23 protein-coding genes are annotated in these 22,520 nt (G+C 45.0%); 8 read left to right on the forward strand and 15 right to left on the reverse strand.

Annotated elements, in window-relative coordinates:
• Positions 1-234: 234 nt before the first annotated feature.
• The 11 genes from GA520_RS00715 to GA520_RS00765 all read right to left on the reverse strand — a co-directional run bounded on the left by GA520_RS00715 (position 235) and on the right by GA520_RS00765 (position 10,972).
• Positions 235-795, reverse strand: coding sequence for a GDSL-type esterase/lipase family protein (locus GA520_RS00715; protein WP_163337112.1), 561 nt, complete (start codon positions 793-795; stop codon positions 235-237).
• Between the two features lie 125 nt (positions 796-920).
• Positions 921-2,042 carry an acyltransferase gene (locus GA520_RS00720; protein ID WP_163337113.1) on the reverse strand — a complete coding sequence of 374 codons (1,122 nt, stop codon included), beginning with the start codon at positions 2,040-2,042 and terminating at the stop codon, positions 921-923.
• A 178-nt stretch (positions 2,043-2,220) separates the two neighbouring features.
• The gene (locus GA520_RS00725) at positions 2,221-3,261 is read right to left on the reverse strand and encodes a GNAT family N-acetyltransferase (protein ID WP_370362735.1); all 1,041 of its coding nucleotides are present in this window, start codon (positions 3,259-3,261) and stop codon (positions 2,221-2,223) included.
• Positions 3,258-4,421, reverse strand: coding sequence for a glycosyltransferase (locus tag GA520_RS00730; protein ID WP_163337115.1), 1,164 nt, complete (start codon positions 4,419-4,421; stop codon positions 3,258-3,260). The genes GA520_RS00725 and GA520_RS00730 overlap by 4 nt, the downstream gene beginning before the upstream one ends.
• Positions 4,422-4,439: 18 nt before the next feature.
• Positions 4,440-5,231 (reverse strand): methionyl-tRNA formyltransferase, encoded by a 792-nt coding sequence (locus tag GA520_RS00735; RefSeq protein ID WP_163337116.1) that lies wholly within the window; start codon positions 5,229-5,231, stop codon positions 4,440-4,442.
• A 12-nt stretch (positions 5,232-5,243) separates the two neighbouring features.
• Entirely contained in the window at positions 5,244-6,398 is a 1,155-nt protein-coding gene (locus GA520_RS00740; protein ID WP_240910097.1) for a glycosyltransferase family 2 protein, read from the reverse strand.
• A 2-nt stretch (positions 6,399-6,400) separates the two neighbouring features.
• Positions 6,401-7,513, reverse strand: a complete 1,113-nt coding sequence (locus tag GA520_RS00745; protein ID WP_163337117.1) for a glycosyltransferase family 4 protein — start codon at positions 7,511-7,513, stop codon at positions 6,401-6,403.
• A 26-nt stretch (positions 7,514-7,539) separates the two neighbouring features.
• On the reverse strand, positions 7,540-8,100 hold the full coding sequence (locus GA520_RS00750; RefSeq protein ID WP_163337118.1) for an acyltransferase: 561 nt from the start codon (positions 8,098-8,100) through the stop codon (positions 7,540-7,542).
• 205 nt (positions 8,101-8,305) lie between these two features.
• A complete protein-coding gene (locus GA520_RS00755) occupies positions 8,306-8,959 on the reverse strand; it encodes an exosortase C-terminal domain/associated protein EpsI (protein ID WP_163337119.1) in 654 nt (217 codons plus the stop codon).
• Positions 8,935-9,945 (reverse strand): exosortase/archaeosortase family protein, encoded by a 1,011-nt coding sequence (locus tag GA520_RS00760; RefSeq protein WP_163337120.1) that lies wholly within the window; start codon positions 9,943-9,945, stop codon positions 8,935-8,937. Before GA520_RS00760 ends, GA520_RS00755 begins: the two co-directional genes overlap by 25 nt.
• Positions 9,946-10,144: 199 nt before the next feature.
• A complete protein-coding gene (locus tag GA520_RS00765) occupies positions 10,145-10,972 on the reverse strand; it encodes an XrtA system polysaccharide deacetylase (RefSeq protein ID WP_163337121.1) in 828 nt (275 codons plus the stop codon).
• 377 nt (positions 10,973-11,349) lie between these two features.
• On the opposite strand from GA520_RS00765, the gene GA520_RS26990 reads away from it, so the two are divergent.
• The 3 genes from GA520_RS26990 to GA520_RS00770 all read left to right on the forward strand — a co-directional run bounded on the left by GA520_RS26990 (position 11,350) and on the right by GA520_RS00770 (position 13,764).
• Complete coding sequence (locus tag GA520_RS26990) at positions 11,350-11,565, forward strand: nucleotidyltransferase domain-containing protein (protein WP_163337293.1); 216 nt, start codon at positions 11,350-11,352, stop codon at positions 11,563-11,565.
• Between the two features lie 198 nt (positions 11,566-11,763).
• The gene (locus GA520_RS26995) at positions 11,764-11,868 is read left to right on the forward strand and encodes a HepT-like ribonuclease domain-containing protein (protein ID WP_370362787.1); all 105 of its coding nucleotides are present in this window, start codon (positions 11,764-11,766) and stop codon (positions 11,866-11,868) included.
• Between the two features lie 198 nt (positions 11,869-12,066).
• Complete coding sequence (locus GA520_RS00770) at positions 12,067-13,764, forward strand: bifunctional sulfate adenylyltransferase/adenylylsulfate kinase (protein ID WP_163337122.1); 1,698 nt, start codon at positions 12,067-12,069, stop codon at positions 13,762-13,764.
• Between the two features lie 116 nt (positions 13,765-13,880).
• Here GA520_RS00770 and mutM read toward each other — a convergent pair whose 3' ends face one another.
• Positions 13,881-14,711 carry a bifunctional DNA-formamidopyrimidine glycosylase/DNA-(apurinic or apyrimidinic site) lyase gene (mutM, locus tag GA520_RS00775; RefSeq protein WP_163337123.1) on the reverse strand — a complete coding sequence of 277 codons (831 nt, stop codon included), beginning with the start codon at positions 14,709-14,711 and terminating at the stop codon, positions 13,881-13,883.
• Entirely contained in the window at positions 14,704-15,489 is a 786-nt protein-coding gene (locus tag GA520_RS00780) for a 4'-phosphopantetheinyl transferase superfamily protein (protein WP_163337124.1), read from the reverse strand. The genes mutM and GA520_RS00780 overlap by 8 nt, the downstream gene beginning before the upstream one ends.
• Before the next feature lie 108 nt (positions 15,490-15,597).
• Here GA520_RS00780 and GA520_RS00785 point away from each other — a divergent pair, with 108 nt between their 5' ends.
• The 3 genes from GA520_RS00785 to GA520_RS00795 all read left to right on the forward strand — a co-directional run bounded on the left by GA520_RS00785 (position 15,598) and on the right by GA520_RS00795 (position 17,616).
• The gene (locus GA520_RS00785; RefSeq protein ID WP_163337125.1) at positions 15,598-16,191 is read left to right on the forward strand and encodes a CvpA family protein; all 594 of its coding nucleotides are present in this window, start codon (positions 15,598-15,600) and stop codon (positions 16,189-16,191) included.
• A complete protein-coding gene (locus GA520_RS00790; protein WP_163337126.1) occupies positions 16,181-16,942 on the forward strand; it encodes a UPF0280 family protein in 762 nt (253 codons plus the stop codon). Before GA520_RS00785 ends, GA520_RS00790 begins: the two co-directional genes overlap by 11 nt.
• A 293-nt stretch (positions 16,943-17,235) precedes the next feature.
• Entirely contained in the window at positions 17,236-17,616 is a 381-nt protein-coding gene (locus GA520_RS00795; RefSeq protein WP_163337127.1) for a PilZ domain-containing protein, read from the forward strand.
• A 100-nt stretch (positions 17,617-17,716) separates the two neighbouring features.
• Here GA520_RS00795 and rfbD read toward each other — a convergent pair whose 3' ends face one another.
• Positions 17,717-18,598, reverse strand: coding sequence for a dTDP-4-dehydrorhamnose reductase (gene rfbD / locus GA520_RS00800; RefSeq protein WP_163337128.1), 882 nt, complete (start codon positions 18,596-18,598; stop codon positions 17,717-17,719).
• 17 nt (positions 18,599-18,615) lie between these two features.
• Positions 18,616-19,494 carry a glucose-1-phosphate thymidylyltransferase RfbA gene (gene rfbA / locus GA520_RS00805; RefSeq protein ID WP_163337129.1) on the reverse strand — a complete coding sequence of 293 codons (879 nt, stop codon included), beginning with the start codon at positions 19,492-19,494 and terminating at the stop codon, positions 18,616-18,618.
• A gap of 229 nt (positions 19,495-19,723) precedes the next feature.
• Between rfbA and GA520_RS00810 the strand changes: the two genes are divergently transcribed.
• Both GA520_RS00810 and GA520_RS00815 read left to right on the forward strand, forming a co-directional pair.
• The gene (locus tag GA520_RS00810) at positions 19,724-21,088 is read left to right on the forward strand and encodes a phosphomannomutase (protein WP_163337130.1); all 1,365 of its coding nucleotides are present in this window, start codon (positions 19,724-19,726) and stop codon (positions 21,086-21,088) included.
• Positions 21,089-21,103: 15 nt separating this feature from the next.
• The gene (locus GA520_RS00815) at positions 21,104-22,513 is read left to right on the forward strand and encodes a mannose-1-phosphate guanylyltransferase/mannose-6-phosphate isomerase (protein ID WP_163337131.1); all 1,410 of its coding nucleotides are present in this window, start codon (positions 21,104-21,106) and stop codon (positions 22,511-22,513) included.
• Positions 22,514-22,520: the final 7 nt, after the last annotated feature.

Raw genomic sequence — 22,520 nt, forward strand, 5'->3', positions numbered from 1 at the left:
TTCGTAAGACTATGCCTGATTAATGAACGATGATTTCCTGTTAATACTTTCAGTGCTCTGAAGATCAGTCAATATCCTCCCCGTAATGGTAAATAGGCTAATATGGACCATGGAACCGACTCATTCTATAAAATATAAAACTACGACCGCATATTATGAATATGGTTTTTGAGCTGTTACAGCATATGCAACATTGATGCGCAGTGTTATTTATGGAGGCATATTAAATCATATTCATTTTTTCAGTATTACATCTATCTTTTTCGCCAACAATTTATAGCCATATATATTCAAATGAACTTCGTCGGAGGTGTAAAGTTGCTGGTTACATTCATTCTCATTAACAAAAAGATTGTATGCATCAACAAATTGGCAACGGTGATGTCTGCAAAAATCTTTAACCATCCGATTTATTACAATAAATAATTCGTTATCATTGACGTTACAATCAGGGAGTATTGATATAAAATATAATCTATCAGATTTTATTTTATTTAATACACTTACTATTAAATCAACTGTTTCAGATACTTTCCTATATTTAATATCATTATGCCCTACCATGATAAAACATGATGAAATATTAATATTATTTATATTATTATCAGTTCTGTCAAACAGCCCTTTACTACTATCTTTACCAATCCCTCGATTTAATATTTTAAATTCATCAAACAATTCATCAACTGGAAATTGCTCAACGAAACTATCACCAGCAACAACAATATGCTTTTCATTATTATTGAGTAATTTGTTTAATTCATGATATGCTTTTACCTTATCCTGGTAATACATTTCTTCTCGAAAAAACTCCCGTCCTTTGATGAACTTGTCCACATAATAGTCTAAACCGACATGGTAACCGAAATACCAGAAAAGTAATCCTACGAAGAATATATTCAGTATGCAAGAAGATTTGTTCAAGATAGCAACTTCACCTTCGATATTTTCCTGAAAACATATTTTTCCACATTAATAGAAAGAAATATGACAAACAACAAGTATATCCAAAATGTTATAAACAAATAACCACGGTACAATATAAAGTCATACTTAACCATCAAACAACCGTGTAAAAGAAATATGGAATAGGAATATGTGCCGAAATTGCTAAGCAACAAACTGTGATATGGCATCAGGAGTAAGCCGATAACGATCAGGCTTAATGAAACCAGAATCCAGGAACACTCAGAAATAAAAGCCACCCCAACAGAGGGTAAAAATATATCAATTCGATCATAGAGGTATGATTGAAACAGGTAGTTTACCATTATCGCCGACACAGCAGACAGCAGCAGCATTTTTCGATTAAAGCGAAGATACCAAGCATGTACTGTATCATAATAAAGGGCCAACCATACTCCACACGGAAAGGATAAAAAGGCATAGCCAATATTGAGATAATAATAATTACCCCAAACCAGAAGAACCCCAGTACTTAAACAACAGACTGCTCTTATCTTCTTGCGATTGCTTATTTTCCAGAAGAATACGAAAAACAAATACCACGCCAGTAATACGGTAATATACCATCTAACATAGTCGATAATCTGTACTATTCTGGAGCTGTTAAATCCGAGCATCGTCGCCAATATATCATTTAGACGGTAGCCTCTAGCAAGGAATATCGAATCAGTTATCACAATAATTATGGTAACGATCCAGTAGGGGATCATTACCTTGGTCAGCCTGCGTTTAAAAAAATCACACAACTGAAGAGATCGATTGGCATAAGAACGGGCCAGGCCAAACCCTGAAAGCAGGAAAAAAATAGACACACCATATTGGCCGAAAACAGGAAAATAAATTTGCTGCCTAGCCTCCAAGGTATGAACGCTGATATGGCCGACTACAACCAACAAGATTGCAAGCCCACGGAATTGATCGGTTACCTCTCGACCGAGGAATGAAGTTGATTTAGTATATTTTTTGGGGTAGAAAATCAACGCAAATAAGGCTCCATAAATAATTAGCGGCGTCAAGATCGGATAATCAAGTGTAAGCTTGACCGCCTCATGATTTCTAAAGAAATGGTTTATCATGAAATGATTGGTCCGTAGTCTAGAGGTGCTGTAAAAAAATAAACTTTCTGCGCAAAGGCGCTTTTTTCGGCAATCAGCATACGGCAAGTATGTGATATAAAGTACACGTCTTTTATATCTTAATTCTCACAGAGTAAATTGTGACTGTTTAAAAGACTTCTTTACGATTACATCAATCTTATACATCCTTATCTCCTGCTGTCAGAAACCATCGACATTTGTTTAAGGGCACTTCCGGATGATCAGGGATGAAAACCTGTATAGATTGCTCCCCTTTCCTTGGAGCAAAACCAATTCTTTTCAATTTCTTTGCATAAGGATGATACTCATTTGTAACGATACGGATAGATGTGAACTTACCATTTTTTTGAAGATAATTAATAAACCGCTTTATAAAGCCCGGAAGATACTTCTCCTGTAGTGTAATGACTTCATATATGATTATCGTACTGGATTCATCGTTAATTACATAAACTAGATACCCGCAAAGGGTTTCCCTTACGTGACATGTGGCAATAAAAAATGTCTTATCAGCTGGGTACTCACCATATCTCCAGTTGAGAGACTTCTTTGATCTATCCCGTAAACAAAAATCTTGTTTCTCTAATGCCTTCCAAAAAACATTAAATTCTTCATCAAAATGTTCGATAATGTTTAGCGAAAGTTCACTGCCTGGTATGGTTTTCAGCCTCGCAGCCAAAAAAATACGATAGAAACTACTGAGTATTTGGGAAAACAATTTGGGTTTAACAAGAGCAAGGAACTTTTTTTCCGGATTCAACAACAGCACATGATGAACCAATTTTTCTCTTTCATTCCAGCCACAGCGCCCCAGGACTTTCCGGGCAGCCTCATTGGGAATGACAAGAGCGCATGGACATTTTTTGCTTTTTATTTGCTTGCTAATGTATGAAAAAAAGTGATCCGCAAGGCCGGTCCCCCGGTATTCCTCATTTAGGGAAATATCGCCTAATACCGGGAAAGCAAACGGCGTATTATCAAGCCAATACGGACGATATATTAATGAAGTCATGCCAACATAATCACCTGAAGGCGCTCTAGCCCAGAATATTTCGGGAGGAGCTGACATTTCCTGACCGAGATATCGCCAGTCGAGATATGTCCTGCTTTGGGAATCCGGCCTGTTCCGGTTGCGTAAGCGGAGTACCTCCTCTTCAAAACCAATATAGGGAGTCGTCGAAAAGCTAAATCCTTTCATCGATAAACCATGATTGCCTTATATAATTTCTCATGGGCTTCTATCATGCCTTCCAATGTAAATAACTCTTTCACACGTTGAGTTGATCGGATTCCCATCTCCTTTCTCTCATCAGGATGTTCTGCGAGGAAAATCAATGCTTTGGCAAGCATGCCACTATTGTTTTCAGATAGGACAAAGCCATTATACCCATCTTCAACCGCTTCGGAGTTGCCTCCGACATCGCTGACCACAACCGGCAATCCCATGGCCATTTTTTCGATAATCGAATTTGAGAATCCTTCGTTTCCACTTGGGACTAAACAAGCGACATCGAAAGATTTCAGAAACGGCCTGACATCATGAACTTGGCCTGCAAAGAGGACCCTGTCTGTAATTCCTGCCCGACTAACATATTGTTTGAAGAATTCAAGTTGCGAACCATCTCCATCGCCGCCAACAGCGACAGCTTTGAGGTTGGGTATTTTTTCGGAAGCTTTTTTAACCGCATCAAAAAATCCCTGATAATTTTTTTCCGGACGTAACCAGGCGACAGTACCCACGACAAAATCGGTGTCTGAAAAACCCAACCAACTTTTAGCAGCCTGTTTTTCCTTGTCTGAGGGGACGTTGAACTTTTGCCGGTCTATGCCATTATAAATCGTAAGTAATTTGTTTGAAGCCACACCTTCCTTCTTAACGACGACTCGTCCCACCTCCTCAGCAACAACAATAAATGTGCGGGGTATCCAGCTAACTAATTTGTTTAAAAAAAGATGCCAGGGACTTTTTAGGTCTCCGGTATCTCTTTTGCTGGAAATAATGTTTGTGATGCCAGACATGCGAGCAACTATGGTACCGTAAAAATCAGATTTTATATGAAATGTCTGAACGATATCGATTTTCTTCTCCCTGATGATCCTGGACAACAGGACCGCTTTTTTCAGGGCGTCAAAGGTATAATATCGTCCAACGGGAATATGCAGAAATTCAATGCCACTATCCTTAATGAGGTCAGAACAAGGGTTGTCAGCAAAGTCGAAGGTAACGACAGTGCAATTAAAGGTGCTCCTGTCGAGTGAAGTAACCAAACGCGCCAAATGATTTTCTGTGCCTCCGGCGCGATGGAAATGATCGATTAAATATAGGATATTAATTTGTTGCATATGAACAATCGCCATTACTTGATCTCTTGAATGTTACAAGAGATTCTTGCCTCGTTTTTTGAACTCCAATACATCTTCACGAGTAGGAAATGTAAAATAACTGCCAGTACCCTCAATTTTTGTATAGGTTGTAGTGCCAGCTCGAAAGTCCTCTATGACCTTGATCATTTGAGAGACTCCTGCTTTTTTGGTCTTTACTATCAAATCATGAAGGCTGTCTATTGACTCAATAGGTGTAAAATGTTGCAGCAGCATATCGCCGGTATCAATTCCGGTATTGATGCGGTGAATAGTCATCCCTGCCTGTTTTTCATCATGATAGAGTTGCCAGAAATTGGGCAGCATACCTCGGTAATTGGGTAAAGGCGCGTTGTGAATATTTATGGTATCAAGTTTGGGAATGTTTATGAGCTGTTCCTTGAAAATTATGGGCGAGGCAACTGAAATAAAGATGTCTGGTTTGTATTGCTTTATGATTTCGTGAAACTTTGGATTGTTCAAATCACTGCGCTCCAGGACATTTAAGCCATACGACGCTGCCAATTGCCTGACAGTGTATGTTGTTACCTTTTCCGTTCCCCTACGGGAGACATTGCGTTTGCCCATTGCTTTTTTATAGGTGTATTGCATACCTATTTTCAAAAAATCAAACGGTCCATAGAAATCATACATCTGTTTTACCAGCTTCTTCGTAGATTTCCTGCCCATGGGACGGGAAATAACGAACGCTTTGATTTCCTCCAGCCTTTCGTACTGCTGGAAGAATTCATCAAAAAATATCTTTACGTAGAATGGATCTTCTTGAGTAAAAAAGACAATGTTCATGGTTGTTTCCTTCTAGCGTTGTGTTTGCCAGGTAACAATGTTTTCACCCTTTATGACTTTGAACATGCTTATGAGTGATGCTGCATTGACGATACAAAAATAGAGGGGCAGGTAAAAAATCATCATATGTATACCTTTTTTCTCCAGGAAATATCCTATTAAGGCGAAGGCATAAAAAAGCAATTGTCCTGCAAAAAACAAAGTATAGAATGGGGAAGTAAATAACAAGCTCGCATTTGCCCCCAGAGCGATAAGACAAAAAACAGGCACAAGCCAGCGCATTACCTTGTGGGAGATAAGTTGCAATGCGACGAAAGGGTAGCGAAACGGGTTGTACAAATTGCGAGCAAAGAGCATGCCTGTCATCCCTCTGACAATAACTCTGATCCTCATTTTGAACTCGTCTGCTGTTTTTCCAGCCGTTTCTTCCAGGGCCAGTGCCTCAGGTTCAAAAACGATTCTGTAACCTTTCTGGAGAATCATTAAGGGCTCCACCAGATCACTTATAATAGTAGCCGGTAAATCCACATATAGGTTTTTCCTAAGTGAATAAATACAACCACAACAACCAGTGATGGTGCGTATTTTGGTCTGTCGACTTTTTATGAAATTTTCAAGTTTCCAGAAAATGATTGTTGCAAGGCCCACCGAGGCTCCTTTCTTCTCCTCGTAGGTGTACATGCCGCTTACGGCTCCGACCTTTGGATCTGCATAATTGCGAACAAATGCACGAATCACATCCTTCTCATACATAGAGGCCGCATCGGAGAAAATTAGAATATCTCCACTACATATTTTAACCGCGCTGTTCTGGGTCTGTGTTTTTCCTACACGTCCCTCAACTCTATGCAAAACGACTTTGACCCCAGCTTCATTTGCCTGATAGCTTCTTACAATATCGTCGGTGGCATCGGTGGAGCCATCTGAGGCAACGACAATTTCAAATTTGTCATTTGGATAATCAAGTGCCAGAGAATTGTCCAGTTTAAGGGCAATATCTTTCTCTTCGTTATAAGCAGTGATCAATAAAGTCACGGACGGCTCAATGTCACTTTTATCCACTTTTGAATTAACAATAAAAGACAATAAGGTTATCAATATCGGGTAACCGACATAGGCATAAAAAATGAAGGTCAAGGCAGACCAAAAAAGAATTTCACTCAGCATGGTTATTGTGCTCTCCCTAATACTGTTTGATAAATGTTTTTATACTCTTGGGTCATTCTAACTGATGAAAAGCTTTCTTTTACTCTTGCGTAACCGTTAACCCCCATGGATTTTCTGGTTTCTTGATCCAATGCAAGCTTTAACAGGTTTCGTTCCAATTCTTTCTCATCACCCGGAGGGACCATCAGGCCCGTGTCGTTTTCTTTTATGACGAATGGAATTTGACCAACGTTTGTTGCCACTACCGGTAGCCGTGAGGACATGGCCTCGAGCAATACCATGGGCAATCCCTCGGTAAGTGAAGGCAGTACGAAAATATCCATAGCCTGATATAATTCGGGTATATCGTTTCTGAGTCCCGTAAAAATAATTGACTGATCAGAAAATTCAGCCTGCAGCTCATCCTTCAATTGGCCGCTACCAATGATCAGCAATGTTGTTTCGGGAAGTTGCTTTTTCAGGGCCTTAAAAACCCGTAACAAGTGGATGTGGCCTTTTTCTTTTGATATCCGCCCAACCGTTCCTATCACTACATGGTGGTCAGGAATAGCAAGGTCTTTCCTTAACAGCAAGGACGCATCAATATTGTTGAATCGCTCCAGATCTATCCCGTTTTTGATTATACTTACTTTCCTTGGAGGGATATTGTTGCGGCTGAGCGTGTTTTGCACTTCATCAGAGACAGCGACAATATGTGCAAATCTTTTCAGAAAAATTCTGTCTAATACTGAATAGACTTTCATCTTGGGACTCTGTTCAATCCAGTTATGGCATGTCGCGATTAAGCCAACTCTTAAACCAAAAGTTGAGAAAAAAGAGTACAGGTTAGATTTATATCCATGAGAATGTATGATATCAATGTTCGAATCCTTAATATATTGCCTAAGATTAAGTATGGTCTTGAGATCAATTTTTCTTGAACAAGGAAAACAAACGGACGTTATCCCCCTTTTGCTGCATTCAGAGGCAACTTCTACATGAGGTGAGCCAAGATTTTCAATTATACCCGCTATAACCTCACACGAACTATCTTTGTGTAATTCGTTCGCCAGTTGCACCAGAACATTTTCTGCACCAAAGTACCCCAGACTGCTAATAAGTTGCAAAATCTTCATTTTCTTAATGGGCGGCAATTAACTGTTCATCGTTGATGTAAATCAAAAACCTGGGTAAGGTGTTTCCTGAGCATAGTAAGATTACGATATTTAGTCTTTTGAATAATCGATGGAGGGCATATTCCTTCATATTCGAAATCTGCGAAATAACCCGGAGGTTTTTGATGTTTCCAGATCTCGACAGCTTTCCTTTTGTAATCACTGAGAGAGGAAACCGTTCTTGCGGGTACTCCGGCAACGATTGAATTTTCCGGTACATTTTTGGTTACAACTGATCCCGCCCCCACAATGGCATTCGGGCCGATCGATACATTGCCCAGGATAATGGAATTGATACCAATAAAGCAGTTGTCATGGATTGTAATCGTACCAAACTTTTGTATGTCAGGAATTTCTTCCGAAAAGACCCAGACGCCTCCGTCGTGGGTTAAAAAATGGACGTTGTTGGCAATAGTACAATGATTCTTGATAGTAACTAGATAGGGTTCAGGTCCCAATGAACGGATTTCCAGTCGATTGTTGTTTCCTATATATGCCCCTTGTCTCCTGAAGTATTCAGCAATTGTGAAGTCATCATACCGACTCATTTCATAGCTTCTTTGGATTTTCTTGAAAATTTTTCTAAGCAGTGAAATCATAGTGATGTACCCCAATGATAATGCGCTCTTGAAAAGTTCATTAAACACTCAAAGATGGCTTAATAAAACTGAGATATACAAGGGTTTGAACTATTACAGGGTAGATCCGTCTTTTAAAAAGAAGGATCTACCCTGGCACTTATATGTACATATTTTACAATTTATTATCAAAGAGTTTGGGGAGTTCATTGTAAATATCATTGGCAAAGCTTTGAAGTTTTTTCTCCGTCAGATTTTCATTAACTGAAACCGTTGTTGATAATCTTATGAAAGCGTTTCCTTCGTCGAGATCACTCCCGTGCAGGAGTTTTCGCCCCGCAAGAGATAGTTTCATACGAAACAAATCAGCATAAATTTCCGAACGGTCCTGGTACCAGAAATAGACGAGAATTCTCTCAGGGCCTTTGTCCAGAATAAGCCGGTTTACCGTGACCTCATTGGTGCCTAGGTTGAATTTTACTTTGTCATTTGAGTCAAGTACCCAACCTTGAGCTGTGAAGCAAACTTGTGGAGCATGCGAAAATTTTGATTTTTCAAGTTTGTTGTAATACCCAACATACAAATTTACAGGGTATTTCTCGCCAGAATGATAGTAATCAGCAAAAAGAGTGGTGTTTGCTTGAAGAGTATCAATCACGGCAATATCGCTGGGAATTGGTCTCATATTCCAGCCCGTTACCGGTAAATTCTTAGTAAGATAATTCGTTTCACTATCTATTTTTTTATAGAAAACACCACTGACAGAGGTCAGCAAAGCAACTAAAATGAAAATAGTCGTTAATATTATTGTTTTTCTGATGTAATACATTTTATTGCCTTTGCTGATAAAATTAACAGTACTAAACTAAAACAAAAGAGAGCAATACCAAGGATTGTATGGCCAGTACCATGGACAAAATTGGTATTTCCTTGCTGAGCAAATAAAGCAATGACAATCACACGAATAAGGTTTGCCAACATGGCAAATGGAATTGATAAGATAATTAGGACGATCCGATGAGTTGTTTTTGTAAAATACATGCAAGAAACAATAAAAGAGAGGACGATAATGGTTAATATTGATCGTAGTCCACTGCATGCATTTACAACTTCAAGAGTTACATTAGCTAAATGTAAAATGTTTCCTTCTCTATATACCGGAATATTAAAAAGTTGAAGCACCAGAAACGACACTTTAGTGACGCCCAATTGCAGAGGAAGAGTTATCGATGCATATAATCGTGAGGGAATTGGTAACATGAAAATAAGTATGGATAATTCCCAACAAAATCTTCTGGTGAAGGAAAAACCGAGCAGGAAAAGTAACCCTCCCCAAATCGTCAAAATAAAAGCAAAATGAGCTAATGTTCTTACTTCCGACAGATATCCGATAATATAGAGGAGAATACTCGCGACAACTCCAATAAGTCCGAGCCAGTTCTGGTCATGTTTTTCCCAGTCAATCTGGGGCTTTTGCACTGCGATAAGATAAGCCACCATGGGCACGATAAAAAAACCGTGGGAATAGTCTTCGTTATTGCTCCAGATATGGATCAAGGTGGTAATCTCGGGCCAAAAAGCCCAGGCGAATGTACAGATGACCAAAGTGGTACCGAGGTATCGTCCAATTTGTTTCGTTGTTTGTTTGTTATATGTCATTGGTAAACCAAAATTAATAAAATAAAAATTAGGTGCGCTCAGAGAAGCGTTGTTCCATAAAATTTCTGCAGCTTTATTTTTGATTTGCCAAGGTCCACATAACGACAGAAACGAAATGGAAATTGGACATTCCTCAACCTGGGTTGGCGAGATCAAATATCCAACTCCTTAGGCTTAATGAGTATTTGTAGTGCGAAGTAATATCTAGAATATTGGTATCGTTTTGTCAACCCTGACCAAATGATGGTGATAAGTAGTCGCTTTCTCAAGTTCCTCTAAAAAATGGGCCTGTCCGGTCCATGCTTCACCCTACAACGGTTATTCTAGCCAACCAACACCACTAAGGCGACATTTCTCAAGTATTCTTATGTAAATTTTTTATAGAAGAGAAGTTAAAATCCTTAAGAAGTCGTTTCAACCTTGATTCAGTTTTCTCAAGATTATTGTAGTGTCGGAAGCGAGATAATAATCCTGCATTTTTAACTCTTGGCTGGTAAGGATCTACTTCCCATGGATGCAGATAGAACATAAAAGGCTTTTGATCTTTCCGATGTATTCTTTCAAGCAAAAATTTGGTTAACCAATATGGGAAAAGTCGAAAATACCCTCCTCCGGCAACAGGGATATTTAAGCCAGTAATTTTCACAGTTGATATGGGATACTCTACAATATTTTTACCAATAATAGGATATTTAAATCTTGGCGCATCAGGAATACCGTAATTGTCATGTACGATTGGAAAGATACTTGAATCATACTCGAATCCCAACTCTTCCAGAATATCAAAAGCCCAAATAGATCTGTTAGTTATTGAATAACTGGGGGCGCGATACCCTGATATTTTTTCACCAGTAATTTGCTCTAATATATCTTTAGCTTTGCTTGTATCCTTCAAGAACTCGTCAGGTGTCAAATCATACACTTTTCTGTGCAAGTAACTATGGCAACCTACCTCATGGCCTCTTTTGATAATCTCCCGAACCAGTGATGGGTATCTTTCAGCAACCCATCCTACAATGAAAAATGTTGCAAAGACTCCCTGATCGGACAAGCAATCTAGCAATAAATATGTATTCTTTTCTACTCTAGATTCGTGTGAATCCCATTCATTTTGATCAATTGCCCCTTCAAAAGCTGAAACTTGGAAATGTTCCTCAACATCAATCGTAAGATAATTCTTCATGAAGGTGATAGGTGATAGGTGATAGGTGATAAGTAATCGCTTATTCAGGCTCCCCTGAAAAATGGTCTTCCAAGCCCAAACTCTTTGACAACAAACAATTACCCTATCCTATCAATGCCAAGATGACAACATTTTATACCTTCTATGTCACTGTCAATTGCCACATTTGGTTTGGCGAATGTCAAAAGGAGAATGGCAGATTATCGATGAGGCGTCAACTTCGATGAGGTGATTTGGGAGAGAGGATACTTGGGGAGGCGTCATTTGTGTTAAATGTTGTAAGTTCTTACAAGAAAGATAACTTGTTTTCTGGGGTTTATCGACCAGTTTGAGCCTATTGCAAGGAGGAGTTTGAAAAGCGTAATAGGGGCAACCGGATATGCGTATTTGGATCTGTTGCCAGGGGCACTAGTGGATTAAATAGTGATGTTGATGTTGTCTTCGAAATGAAGAAACCAGACATGTTGTATTTGGGCCATATCAAACAGGGACTCGAAAACGCCCTGGGTTGTCCTGTTGATGTTATAAATTATCGGGAGGAGATGAATAGTTTTTTGTGGGAGAGAATTGCGCAGGAGGCTGTGTATGTATGATACTGATTTGGTGTGTGAGGTATTGAGTTAGATCTGTGAGGCCGGTCGTCGAGCTGAGATGAGGGTGGCAAATATTTATTTGTAAGCAGACTTTCTTAGGGATGATGCTGGAATTGATAAGCTCGATTCAATTTGTATGATGCTTGTGGCAATTGGGGAGAGTTTAAAAAAGATCGGCGATTGACAGGGCAGAAGCTATTGGTTGAGTATCCTTCGGTTGATAGGGTTGGGGCGAAAGGTATGCGGGATGTGATTAGTCATCAATACTTCGATTTGAATGCGGATATTGTTTTTGATGTATGAAAGGCAAAATTGCCTGGCCTGATGTCTTCGATTGGTGTGATGCGTATAGTCTTGGGCTGTAATTCAGTTTTTTCATTCATTTGAAAAGACAATTGGGAGAAGGGATACTTGGGGATGCCATTTGTGTTTGCTGGATCTTGGTATATGTGTGTGCCCTTAAGCCTGACCCCGGTTTAGGAATAAAGGAAAGGGTATAACGTGAGGGAAGATTATTTAGAGAGTCTTATTGTCCATTTCAGGCGGGTTGAGGCGCTTCGACAGGAAGCGTTGGAATCTGTAGGTATTGACCTTGGTGGACGACAGCTGTGTGACCTGGAGTTGCTGTTGAACAGGGGGATGTACCCGCTGAACGGGTATATGGACAGGGCGCGTTACGAGTCTGTTGTGAAGGAAATGCGCCTTGAGGATGGGACGGTCTGGCCGATGCCTGTTTGTCTTGACCTGGAGCCATCCGTGGCGGAAAAGCTGACTGTGGGCGCGCGAGTGGCCTTAAACGATCCTGAGGGGTTTCTTCTGGCGATGCTCACCGTTTCTGATATCTGGCAGCCGGATAAGGTGCGGGAGGCGAAAGCTGTGTATGGTACCGCCGATGCCGGTGCACATCCCGGCGTCATGCAGCTGCTGGAGCGTACAGGGAAATATTACGTTGGTGGTACCCTGGAAGGGGTGACGCTGCCAATTCATTATGACTTTCAGCAGATGCGGCTGACGCCCTCGGAGACGGTTCGGCGGTTTACCATGAATGGCTGGCGGCGGGTACTCGGGTTTCATACCGATGAATACCTGCACTGTGCCCATCGTGAGATGGTGTTGGCTGCGGCGCGGGAGGCGGGTGCTGCTGTTTTTCTGCACCCTGTGGCGGATATGTCTCATCCCGGTAATCTTGATTATTACACCCAGATACGTTGTTACCAGGCTTTTACCGGAAAGTTCCCGGCCAATATGATCGAGCTTGGCTTAACCCCTTTTGCCAGCAGGAAGGCGGGGCCGAGGGAGGCGTTGTGGCAGGCGATAATCCGGAAGAACTTTGGCTGCAGTCACTTTATGGTGGCATCGGACCAGGCGGATCCGTTTGCCGGGAGGGATGACGACAAGAGGTTTTACCCGATTGGTGCTGCCCAGCAATTAGTTGCCGATATGGCGGAAGAGACGGGTATCGAGATGGTTCCCCAGCGGCAGATGGGCTACCATCTTGAGCAGAAAAAATACGTGGTACTGGATGGGGTGCAGGAAGAGGATGTTGCCGATATTACCTCAAAGGAGCTCCATCGCAGGCTGGTGCAGGGGGAGGATATCCCAACCTGGTTGTCCTATCCTGAGATTGTCGATGAGCTGCAGTGTTCGTTTCCTCCTCGTTCGAAGCAGGGCTTCACCATTTTTCTGACGGGGTTGTCGGGTTCCGGCAAGTCGACCATTGCCCGTGTTTTGCTGGTGAAGTTTATGGAGATGTGCGACAGGCCGGTGACATTGCTGGATGGGGATATCGTGCGTAAGAATCTCTCGTCGGAGCTCAACTTTTCAAAAGAACACAGGAACCTGAATATTACGCGGATTGGATTTGTGGCCAGCGAGATCACCAAGAATGGTGGCATTGCTCTTTGCGCCCCGATCGCGCCATATGAGGAGTCGCGGCAGGCTAATAGGGAGCTGATTGGGAAATACGGCGGCTTTATCGAGGTGCATGTCTCTACCCCGCTTGAGGTATGCGAGCAGCGCGATAGAAAGGGGTTGTATGCGAAGGCTCGGGCTGGCAAGGTGAAAGGGGTGACCGGTATTACTGATCCTTATAATCCTCCTTCAAATCCGGAACTGACTATTGATACAACTGAAATTACGCCCATGGAGGCGGTGCAGGAGATTTTGTTGTATTTAGAGCAGCAGGGGTATGTTGAGTAGGTTGGGGTATAATGGGGTTGGGCTTAAGCCCGACCCCGGTGGTTGATATGTCTCAGTTAGTTGGAGTTGGGGTCAGGCTTAAGCCTGACCCCGGTCGATGTCGGTCGACTTCAGTGTTATTTCTGGCACTTGGGGCAGTGGTAGCTTGCCCGTCCCCCTATCTGTTTCTTTTGTATAATCCCTTCGCATTGTGAGCAGGGTTCCCCTGCCTTGCCGTACACCTTGAAGTTTATCTGGAAGTAGCCGCTCTCCTGGTCGGCGTTGACATAATCTGAGATGGTGGAACCACCACACTCGATGGCGTGGGTGAGTACCTTGCGGATGGCATCGATGAGTGTCTGCCAGCTTTTTTTAGAGATCCGATTGGCTTTTCGCTGCGGACTGATGCCAGCCTGGAAGAGGGACTCGTTGGCGTAGATATTGCCAACCCCTGCGACCACCTGGTTGGTCATGATGAAGTTTTTCACTGGGATGGATCGCTTCTGTGCGAGCTTATAGAGATACTCCGGGTTAAATGCATCAGAAAAAGGTTCCGGCCCGGTTGTACTAAAGAGGGTTGACTCAATCGTCACAACCTCGTCTGCGGCAATAAGGTGGATGGAGCCAAATCGTCGGATATCAGTGTAGCGCAGCTCCATACCGTTATCCAGGGCAAAACGCAGGTGGCAGTGCTTGGTTGGGGTCGATTCCGGTGAGAAGATACCGAGGTTACCGGTCATCCCCAGGTGGATAGCCAGGAGGTTCTGGTTGTCGAACTCTATCAGGATGTATTTTGCCCGTCTCCGGACGGATCTGATCGTTGTGTCGAGCAATGTGTCGTGGATTGCCTGGGTGGGCACGGGGTGGCGCAGATTTTTGCCGCTATGACGGAAATCGGTGATGCTCCGATCCAGAATATGCGGCCGGATTCCGCTGCAGACCGTTTCTACTTCAGGCAGCTCAGGCATTGTTGTGGTCCCCCATCAGGCAAATGGAGATACCGAATCCTTCATACAGTTCTGAGACAACAGATATCGTTGGCGGAAATTGGTCGAAATTTCGAGAACTGATCATGAAGTTGAGCACCCAGCCGGTCATGTGCGGTTCCATGCTTATGAGCATCAGGTCAAGAAAACCCGGCATGTGCAGGTGGCTGAGGCTCTTTTTGGCCGCCTCCTTGGCTGTCCAGAGGATGGTTAACTGTTGAAGGTCACTGAGTTCGCCGAGTTGATGTAAAAGTGTCTCTTCTTCCTCTGCTGTGCAGAATTTATGCCGCACCTTTTTCAGGCTTTCCCGGCAACTCTCTATATCAATACCGCAAGGAGTATCCGCAATAATTGCGGCCCCATAGCCATTGCCGTGGGAGAGAGATATATCGGTTTTCTGTAAATCTTCAGGGAGGTTGCCGGTAAGATAGGGACGGCCAGAGTCGCTGTTTTCGACTGTGAACTGGTGCGGCTCAACCTGGAGCTGTGCTGAGAGGGTGTCAGGCAGGTAGTGCATGGTTGCCATTTTTACAGCCAGCCTCCCGGTGAGCCACTCGTTTTGCCGTTTGGCAACCTGGTAGTGGGTCGCCTTATTTAGTTCAGTATCACCCAGTGCCTTTCTCTCCGGCGAGGCTTTGGCTGCTTTATCGTTATACTCAGCTATTGTCACAATGGGCAGCATGGCGGTCTGTAGCCGGTGGTGGAGGTAGGTCTGCCGGATAAGGAGATTGAGCGATTTTGGGAATATATTTATGAACATATGTGGTATAGGCGGCTGTTTGTGGGCGCAGTTTTTTCTTGCAATTTAGTTGCTATCAACCTACAAATTAGGCAGATAACATAAAATTGCAAACTTATAGGTCTTCTCATGAATGTCGGTGTTGATGTAACTACATATGATGTTGTGGTATTTGCCATTTTTGCGTTGCTGATCGGGCGCGGTTTATGGCTTGGATTTCTCAAGCAGATAACGGGGCTTGCCGCTTTGTATCTGGGGTATATAGCGGCCAGCCAATATCATGAGACCCTCTTTCCTTTCTTAAAAGACCTCTCTGAAAACCCGAAAGTCATTTTCATGGCGAGTTGTGTCATCCTCTTTTTTGTAACATACATCGTTGTGATGCTGCTTGGCAAACTTCTGGCCTATGTAATTCAGATAACAATTACGAGCTGGTTCGACCGTGTGCTTGGCGGCATACTGGGTGTGGCCAAGGGTGTGATCCTGGTTCTGTTAATGCATATGGTACTGGGGACGATTCTGGCACCGGAGAACCAGATGCTGCGCAACTGCATGAGCTGCGATTACCTCAACGAAGGTACCGGCCTGGCACGGGAACTCATCAAAAGTGAAGATGTGCGTAAGGCCTTGCAGCAGCAGCAACCGGCAATCTCTGCCGTCAAAGAATATCTGAAGACCACAGAGCAGGCCGAGGGCGAAGAGCCGAAGGCAGATGCGAAGTAAGAATCCTGCTTCGTATATTGCTAGAACCTACCGGAGTCTGGTTGCTGAGCACGAACTGGTTTCAGCCATTGTGCGAGTGCAGGAGACGGACCTGCATATCTTAAGTGATACTGAGGTGGCTGAAAGGGCGAAGGAGCTGATTGTTCAGTATCGCTTGCAGGTAGAAAACTACATCCGGCAAAACCCGCAGTTTGCAACCTCACTAACGCCATTGGGGATGGATGAGCTGGTGCCACCGATAGTTCGGGACATGCTTGAGGCGGGGTTGGCTGCTGAGGTTGGTCCTATGGCGGCGGTAGCTGGTACCATGGCCCAATATGTGGGAAAATCACTGGTAAAAGAAGGTGCCCGCGAGATCGTTGTAGAGAATGGCGGTGATGTTTATCTGCACCGTTCAGGGGATTGTAGTGTGGCAATCTTTGCCGGGGAGTCGCCATTGAGTTATACTGTAGGTGTAAAGGTTCCGGCAGGGTTGATGCCGTGCGGGATATGTACTTCATCCGGTACAATCGGCCATTCGCTCAGTTTGGGTGACGCCGACTCGGTGACAGTGCTCGCAAAGTCGACGCCGCTTGCCGATGCTGTGGCGACCCGGCTAGGGAATGAAGTGGGAATGAATAGAGGTGGCCGGGAAGGGCTGCAGCGTGCGTTGCAGGTGGGGAAGGACATACCGGGCATAACAGGTGTTGTTGTAATTTGCGGTGAGCTGTTGGGTGCCGTGGGTGATATAGAGTTGGTCAAACTTGATTAGGACCGGGCTCGGCAGGATAGGGTGGTAGGATGGGGTGGTAGGATGGGGTCAGGCTTAAGCCTGACCCCGGGCCACTGGCCAATTATCGTTAGAGAATTATTGGGAGCAGTGGGTGATATTGAGTTGGTACAATTGAATTATACCTTGGGTTCCTCCTGAATATTGCGTCAGGTCCGGCAGGATTGGGGGCAGGTCCGGATTGGGGTCAGGCTTAAGCCTGACCCCGGTAGACCCCGGTCACTATGCCGGGCATTCATTACGGAGGATCATCGGGTTAAGCTTGGAGATCGATTATGATTGAGCAGGCGACAGAAAAAATCCAGGAAGGAGATATGCGCAAATACGAACGTCGGCATCTGGTGTTCTACCTGCGTGTTTTTGACGGGATGAGCAGCCGGGTGATCGGTCACATTGCCGATATCTCCCAGCAGGGTTTGATGCTGATCAGCGATGATCCGATTCCGGTGAATGAAAACTATCGTTTGCGCCTGCGCCTACCCTCGGAGATTGGTGACAAAGAGGAAATCGTCATTAACGGTACCAGCCGCTGGTGTAAGCCCGACGTGAACCCGGATTTTTATATTACCGGATTTCAACTGTATGATCTCAACGAAGAAATAAAAAAATATCTCTTCAAGCTGGTGGAGGAGTTCAGCTTTAACATTCCCAAATAGTGATGGACTCGTAAAAATATTGATCTACTTCGTTGTAGATCAAGATTTTTACAGAGCCCATCCGGGTAAATCGAGATACTTACTTCTGGCGAGTATCTTTCTATTCTCCTTTTGCTTCTGCCAGGAGTTTCTCCCTGTACTTTTCAACAAACGCATCAATATCCTCTTTCCAGTCGGTAAAGGCGGATATTCCCGCATCGTTTAATACCGTGTTCTCGAGGATCGAGTTGGCGGGGCGGTGTGCCGGGGTTGGGTATTCGGCAGTGGTGCAGGGGAGCATCGCATATTCCACTCCCATTGTGTCCAGAAAGTAGCGGGCTGCTTCGTACCAGGTGGAATGTCCTTCAGAGGTAGTGTGAACGACACCCTGGATATCAGCTTTCAGGAGTTTTTGTATTTGTCGGGCCAGGGTGTATGACCAGGTGAGTGAACCATGCTGGTCGTTGACCACCTTCATTTCCCGCTTGGGGTCCGCAACGGCCAGTCGCAGCATGGTTTTCAGGAAGTTTTTGCCATACGCCGAATAGAGCCAGGCGGTTCGCAGGATGATCTGGTCGGAGGCGTGGTTGAGCACTGCTTCTTCCCCAGCCAGTTTCGACTTGCCATACTCCGAGAGCGGGTTCGTCGCGTCCGTCTCCTGGTAACTGTTGGGTGGTTTCAGGAAACCATCGAAGACATAGTCGGTTGAGATATGGATAAGCCGTGCTCCCAGTTCGGTCGCAGATTTTGCCAGGTTGGCAGGGCCTTCGGCATTGACCTTCCAGGCGAGTTCCGTCTCTGTCTCGCAATTGTCTACAGCGGTGTAGGCGGCGCAATTAATTATAATTTCGGGTTTCAGCGGCGTGAGGTAACCGGTTACGCTTGCCATACTGCTGATATCAATTTCTGGTATGTCGCAGCCGATTATCTCGTTTTCAACGCCCAGGATATTGCAGCAATCGGTGCCGAGTTGGCCATTTGAGCCGATAATAACAATCTTCATATTTGTCTAAAATTTATTTATCTCAATTTGTATTCTGCTACGATATCAGCAATATATTGGCCATACTGGTTTTTGAGCATATCGGTGGCCAGGTCGACCAGTTGATCAAGGTCGATATAGCCGAGCTCGTAGGCGATCTCCTCGATACAGGCGATCTTTAAGCCTTGACGGTCCTGTACCGCCTGTACGTAGTTGGAGGCCTGCATCAGTGACTCGTGGGTCCCGGTGTCGAGCCAGCAGAACCCGCGCCCAAGTGGTTCCACGCAGAGTTTTCCTCGCCTAAGGTATTCGTTATTTATGTCGGTGATTTCCAGCTCACCGCGGGCGGAAGGTTTGATGTCTTTAGCAATTTCCACAACGTCGTTATCGTAAAAATAGAGGCCGGGAACGGCATATTTCGATTTGGGCTTATCCGGTTTTTCTTCTATCCCTATGACTCTGTTGTCACTGTCAAATTCCACGACCCCGTACCGTTTCGGGTCTTTCACCAAATAGCCGAATATCAGTCCGCCATCGTTCAGTTTTGCTGCGCTCTTGATAATGTTGGAGAAGCCCTGGCCGAAGAAGATATTGTCACCAAGGATCAAACACACCGAGTCGTTGCCGATAAACTCCTTGCCTATCAGGAATGCCTGGGCCAATCCTTCCGGTTCTGGTTGTTCGGCATAGCTTATATCGAGACCGAGGTGGGAGCCGTCTTTAAAAAGCTCCTGGAAGCCCGGGAGATCGTGAGGCGTCGAGATAATGAGAATCTCCCGGATACCGGCAAGCATCAATACCGATAATGGGTAATAAATCATCGGCTTATCATAAACCGGGATAAGCTGCTTGGAGACGACCCGTGTCAACGGGTAGAGCCGGGTGCCTGAGCCGCCGGCGAGTATTATTCCTTTCATGTTCCTGTTAGAAGATGGTTGAGTATCAGTTACTTCTTGATGTCAGGTGTATATTTAATATAGTATCACCCAATGGAAGTGGGAAGGTAACATATCCTTACTCTCGTTTCCATGTGAAAACGGTTCATTTGTCCGAACCTGGCGTTGTGCTTCAAATTATAACTGGAGATAAGCGTCAGACTTCAAAAGACCTTCTCTTCACCTGGCAATGAATAACTAAAACGGAAAAATGGAAAAAACATTACCAGCCTGTTTCAAGGCGTATGATATACGAGGCAAGGTGCCTGAAGAACTCAATGTCGATATGGCGTACAAGATTGGCAGGGCCTATGTGCAGGAATTCGGAACCCGGAAAGTGGTTATCGGGCACGATATCCGGCTTAGTTCAAAAGAGTTGGCGGAATCCCTGTCCCGTGGCTTGCGTGATGGTGGGGCCGACGTTCTGCATCTTGGCCTCTGTGGCACCGAGGAGATATATCATGGTGCCTTCAGCATGGTTGATGAAGGTGTTGACGGCGGCATAATCGTGACGGCCAGTCATAATCCTGCAAACTATAACGGAATGAAGTTTGTGGTGAAGGGGGCGAGACCCGTCTCGGGTGATTCCGGGCTCAATAAGATAGGCGAGATGGTCGCGGATGGCACCTTCCCGGAACCTGTGCCACAGCCCGGTGCGGAACAAAAGCTCGAAGACAAAACGCGATATGTCGAGCATCTTCTCGGTTATATCGATGTCCAGAGCCTGCAACCCATGAAGCTGGTGGTCAACAGCGGCAACGGGTGCGCCGGGGGGATAGTCGATCTGCTGGCGAAGAAGCTGCCGTTTGAGTTTGTGCGCCTCAACCATGAACCGGATGGCACCTTCCCGAGGGGGGTTCCTAACCCGTTGCTTCCTGAAAAAAGACAGGAGACCGCCGATGCGGTGCGTAGCCACGGAGCGGATCTTGGTATCGCCTGGGATGGTGATTTCGATCGTTGTTTTTTCTGGGATGAGAATGGTCAGTTTATCGAAGGGTATTATCTGGTGGCTCTGTTGGCCATGGAGATGCTCGAAAAGGAGCCGGGCGGCAAGATTCTCTATGATCCCCGCCTGACCTGGAATACTGAAGAACTGGTACAAAAAGTCGGTGGCCGGCCTGTAATTACCAAGACAGGTCACGCCTTTATCAAGGAGCGGATGCGTAAGGAGCAGTCTATTTATGGTGGTGAGATGTCCGCCCATCATTATTTCAGGGACTTTGGATTTTGTGATTCGGGTATGATACCCTGGCTGCTGGTCTGTTCCCTGCTCAGCAGAAAAGGGAAGAAGCTCTCTGAGCTCGTAACAGAGATGATGGATTCCTATCCCGTGTCTGGTGAGATTAACTCCACTGTTGATGACCCGGACAGGGTTATAGCCGAAATTGAGGAAAAATACGGTGACGGCGAAAAGAGTTATATTGATGGGTTATCGGTTGCCTTTCCTGATTATCGTTTTAATATCCGTAAGTCCAATACGGAACCATTGCTTCGGTTGAATGTGGAAACCAGGGGCGATAAGGGGCTGCTCCGGCAGAAGACAGAAGAACTGCTGGCTATTATTAGGAAATCCTGAAACTACGAGACCGACATGGCAAAAATACAACCTGTAATACTCGCCGGGGGGACCGGCTCCAGACTGTGGCCGCTTTCCCGTGAACTGTACCCAAAGCAGCTGTTGAAACTTACTGATGATACCTCGCTGTTGCAGACAACGATGTTGCGGGTTCTCGCCCTGCCTGATGTGCTGCCGCCCCTGATTGTAGTAGGAGAAGAGCACCGTTTTATTACCAAGACCCAGCTGGATGAGCTGCATACCGGAGTCGATTATTCTATCCTTCTTGAGGCCGAAGGTCGTAATACGGCCCCTGCAATTTGCGGTGCCGTTGAATTTTGCACGACCAGGAGCGATGATGACGTTGTGCTTCTGGTATTGCCCGCCGATCACCTTATACGTAAAGCCGAGGCGTTTGAGGAAGTGGTTATAAAAGCAGCGGAGCTGGCAGGGAAGGGGCAAATAGTCACTTTCGGCATAGAGCCGACCCACCCTGAAACCGGATATGGCTATATTGAAAAAGGGGTTGGCGATGCGGTTGCCTCTTTTAAGGAAAAGCCGAATCTGGCAGTGGCCCAGGAGTATCTGGATAAGGGCAACTACTACTGGAACAGCGGTATGTTTGCATTTTCTGCCAAAACCTTCCGGGAAGAGATGGTGCAGTATGGTGGTGAGATCCTCTCCTGCATGGAGCGAGCCGTGGCCGAAGGCGTTGAGGATGGTAATTTCTTTCGCTTTGCCCCGGAATTGATGGGTAAGTGCCCTAGTGATTCCATCGATTACGTGTTGATGGAGAAGACCACCAGCGCAGCAGTGGTGGCTGCCGATCTCGGGTGGAGCGATATTGGTTCCTGGCAGGCACTCTGGCAGGTATTGGATAAGGATGAGCAGGGTAACGTCTGTCAGGGTGATGTCTTTCTTGAAGGGACATCAAATTGCCTGGTAAGGTCCGAAGATATGCTGGTAGCAGCAGTCGGTATGGAAGATACGCTCATTGTCGAGACCGGCGATGCGGTCATGGTCGCGCCACTATCCCGATCCCAGGATGTGAAAAAGGTGGTGACCTATCTGAAAAAAGAGAAGCGGAAAGAGTTCAGCTGCCACCGGACGGTTCATCGCCCATGGGGAAGCTATACTGTTCTCGAGGAGCAGGAGCGATACCAGATGAAAAGGATCAACGTGCATCCCGGAGCCAAGCTCTCATTGCAGATGCACCATCACCGGTATGAGCACTGGGTTGTGGTGACCGGAACCGCTCGAGTGACAAACGGCGAGGATATCCTGCTGCTTCACGAAAACGAATCGACCTACATCCCGGCCGGGACAGTGCACAGACTGGAGAACCCCGGCGTTATTGCCCTGGAGCTGATTGAAGTGCAGATTGGCCCCTATCTGGGCGAGGATGATATCGTGCGGTTTGACGATGAATACGGGCGGGGCGAATAAAAGAGAG

The organism is Desulfopila sp. IMCC35008, assembly GCF_010646885.2.
Classification (GTDB): domain Bacteria; phylum Desulfobacterota; class Desulfobulbia; order Desulfobulbales; family Desulfocapsaceae; genus Desulfopila.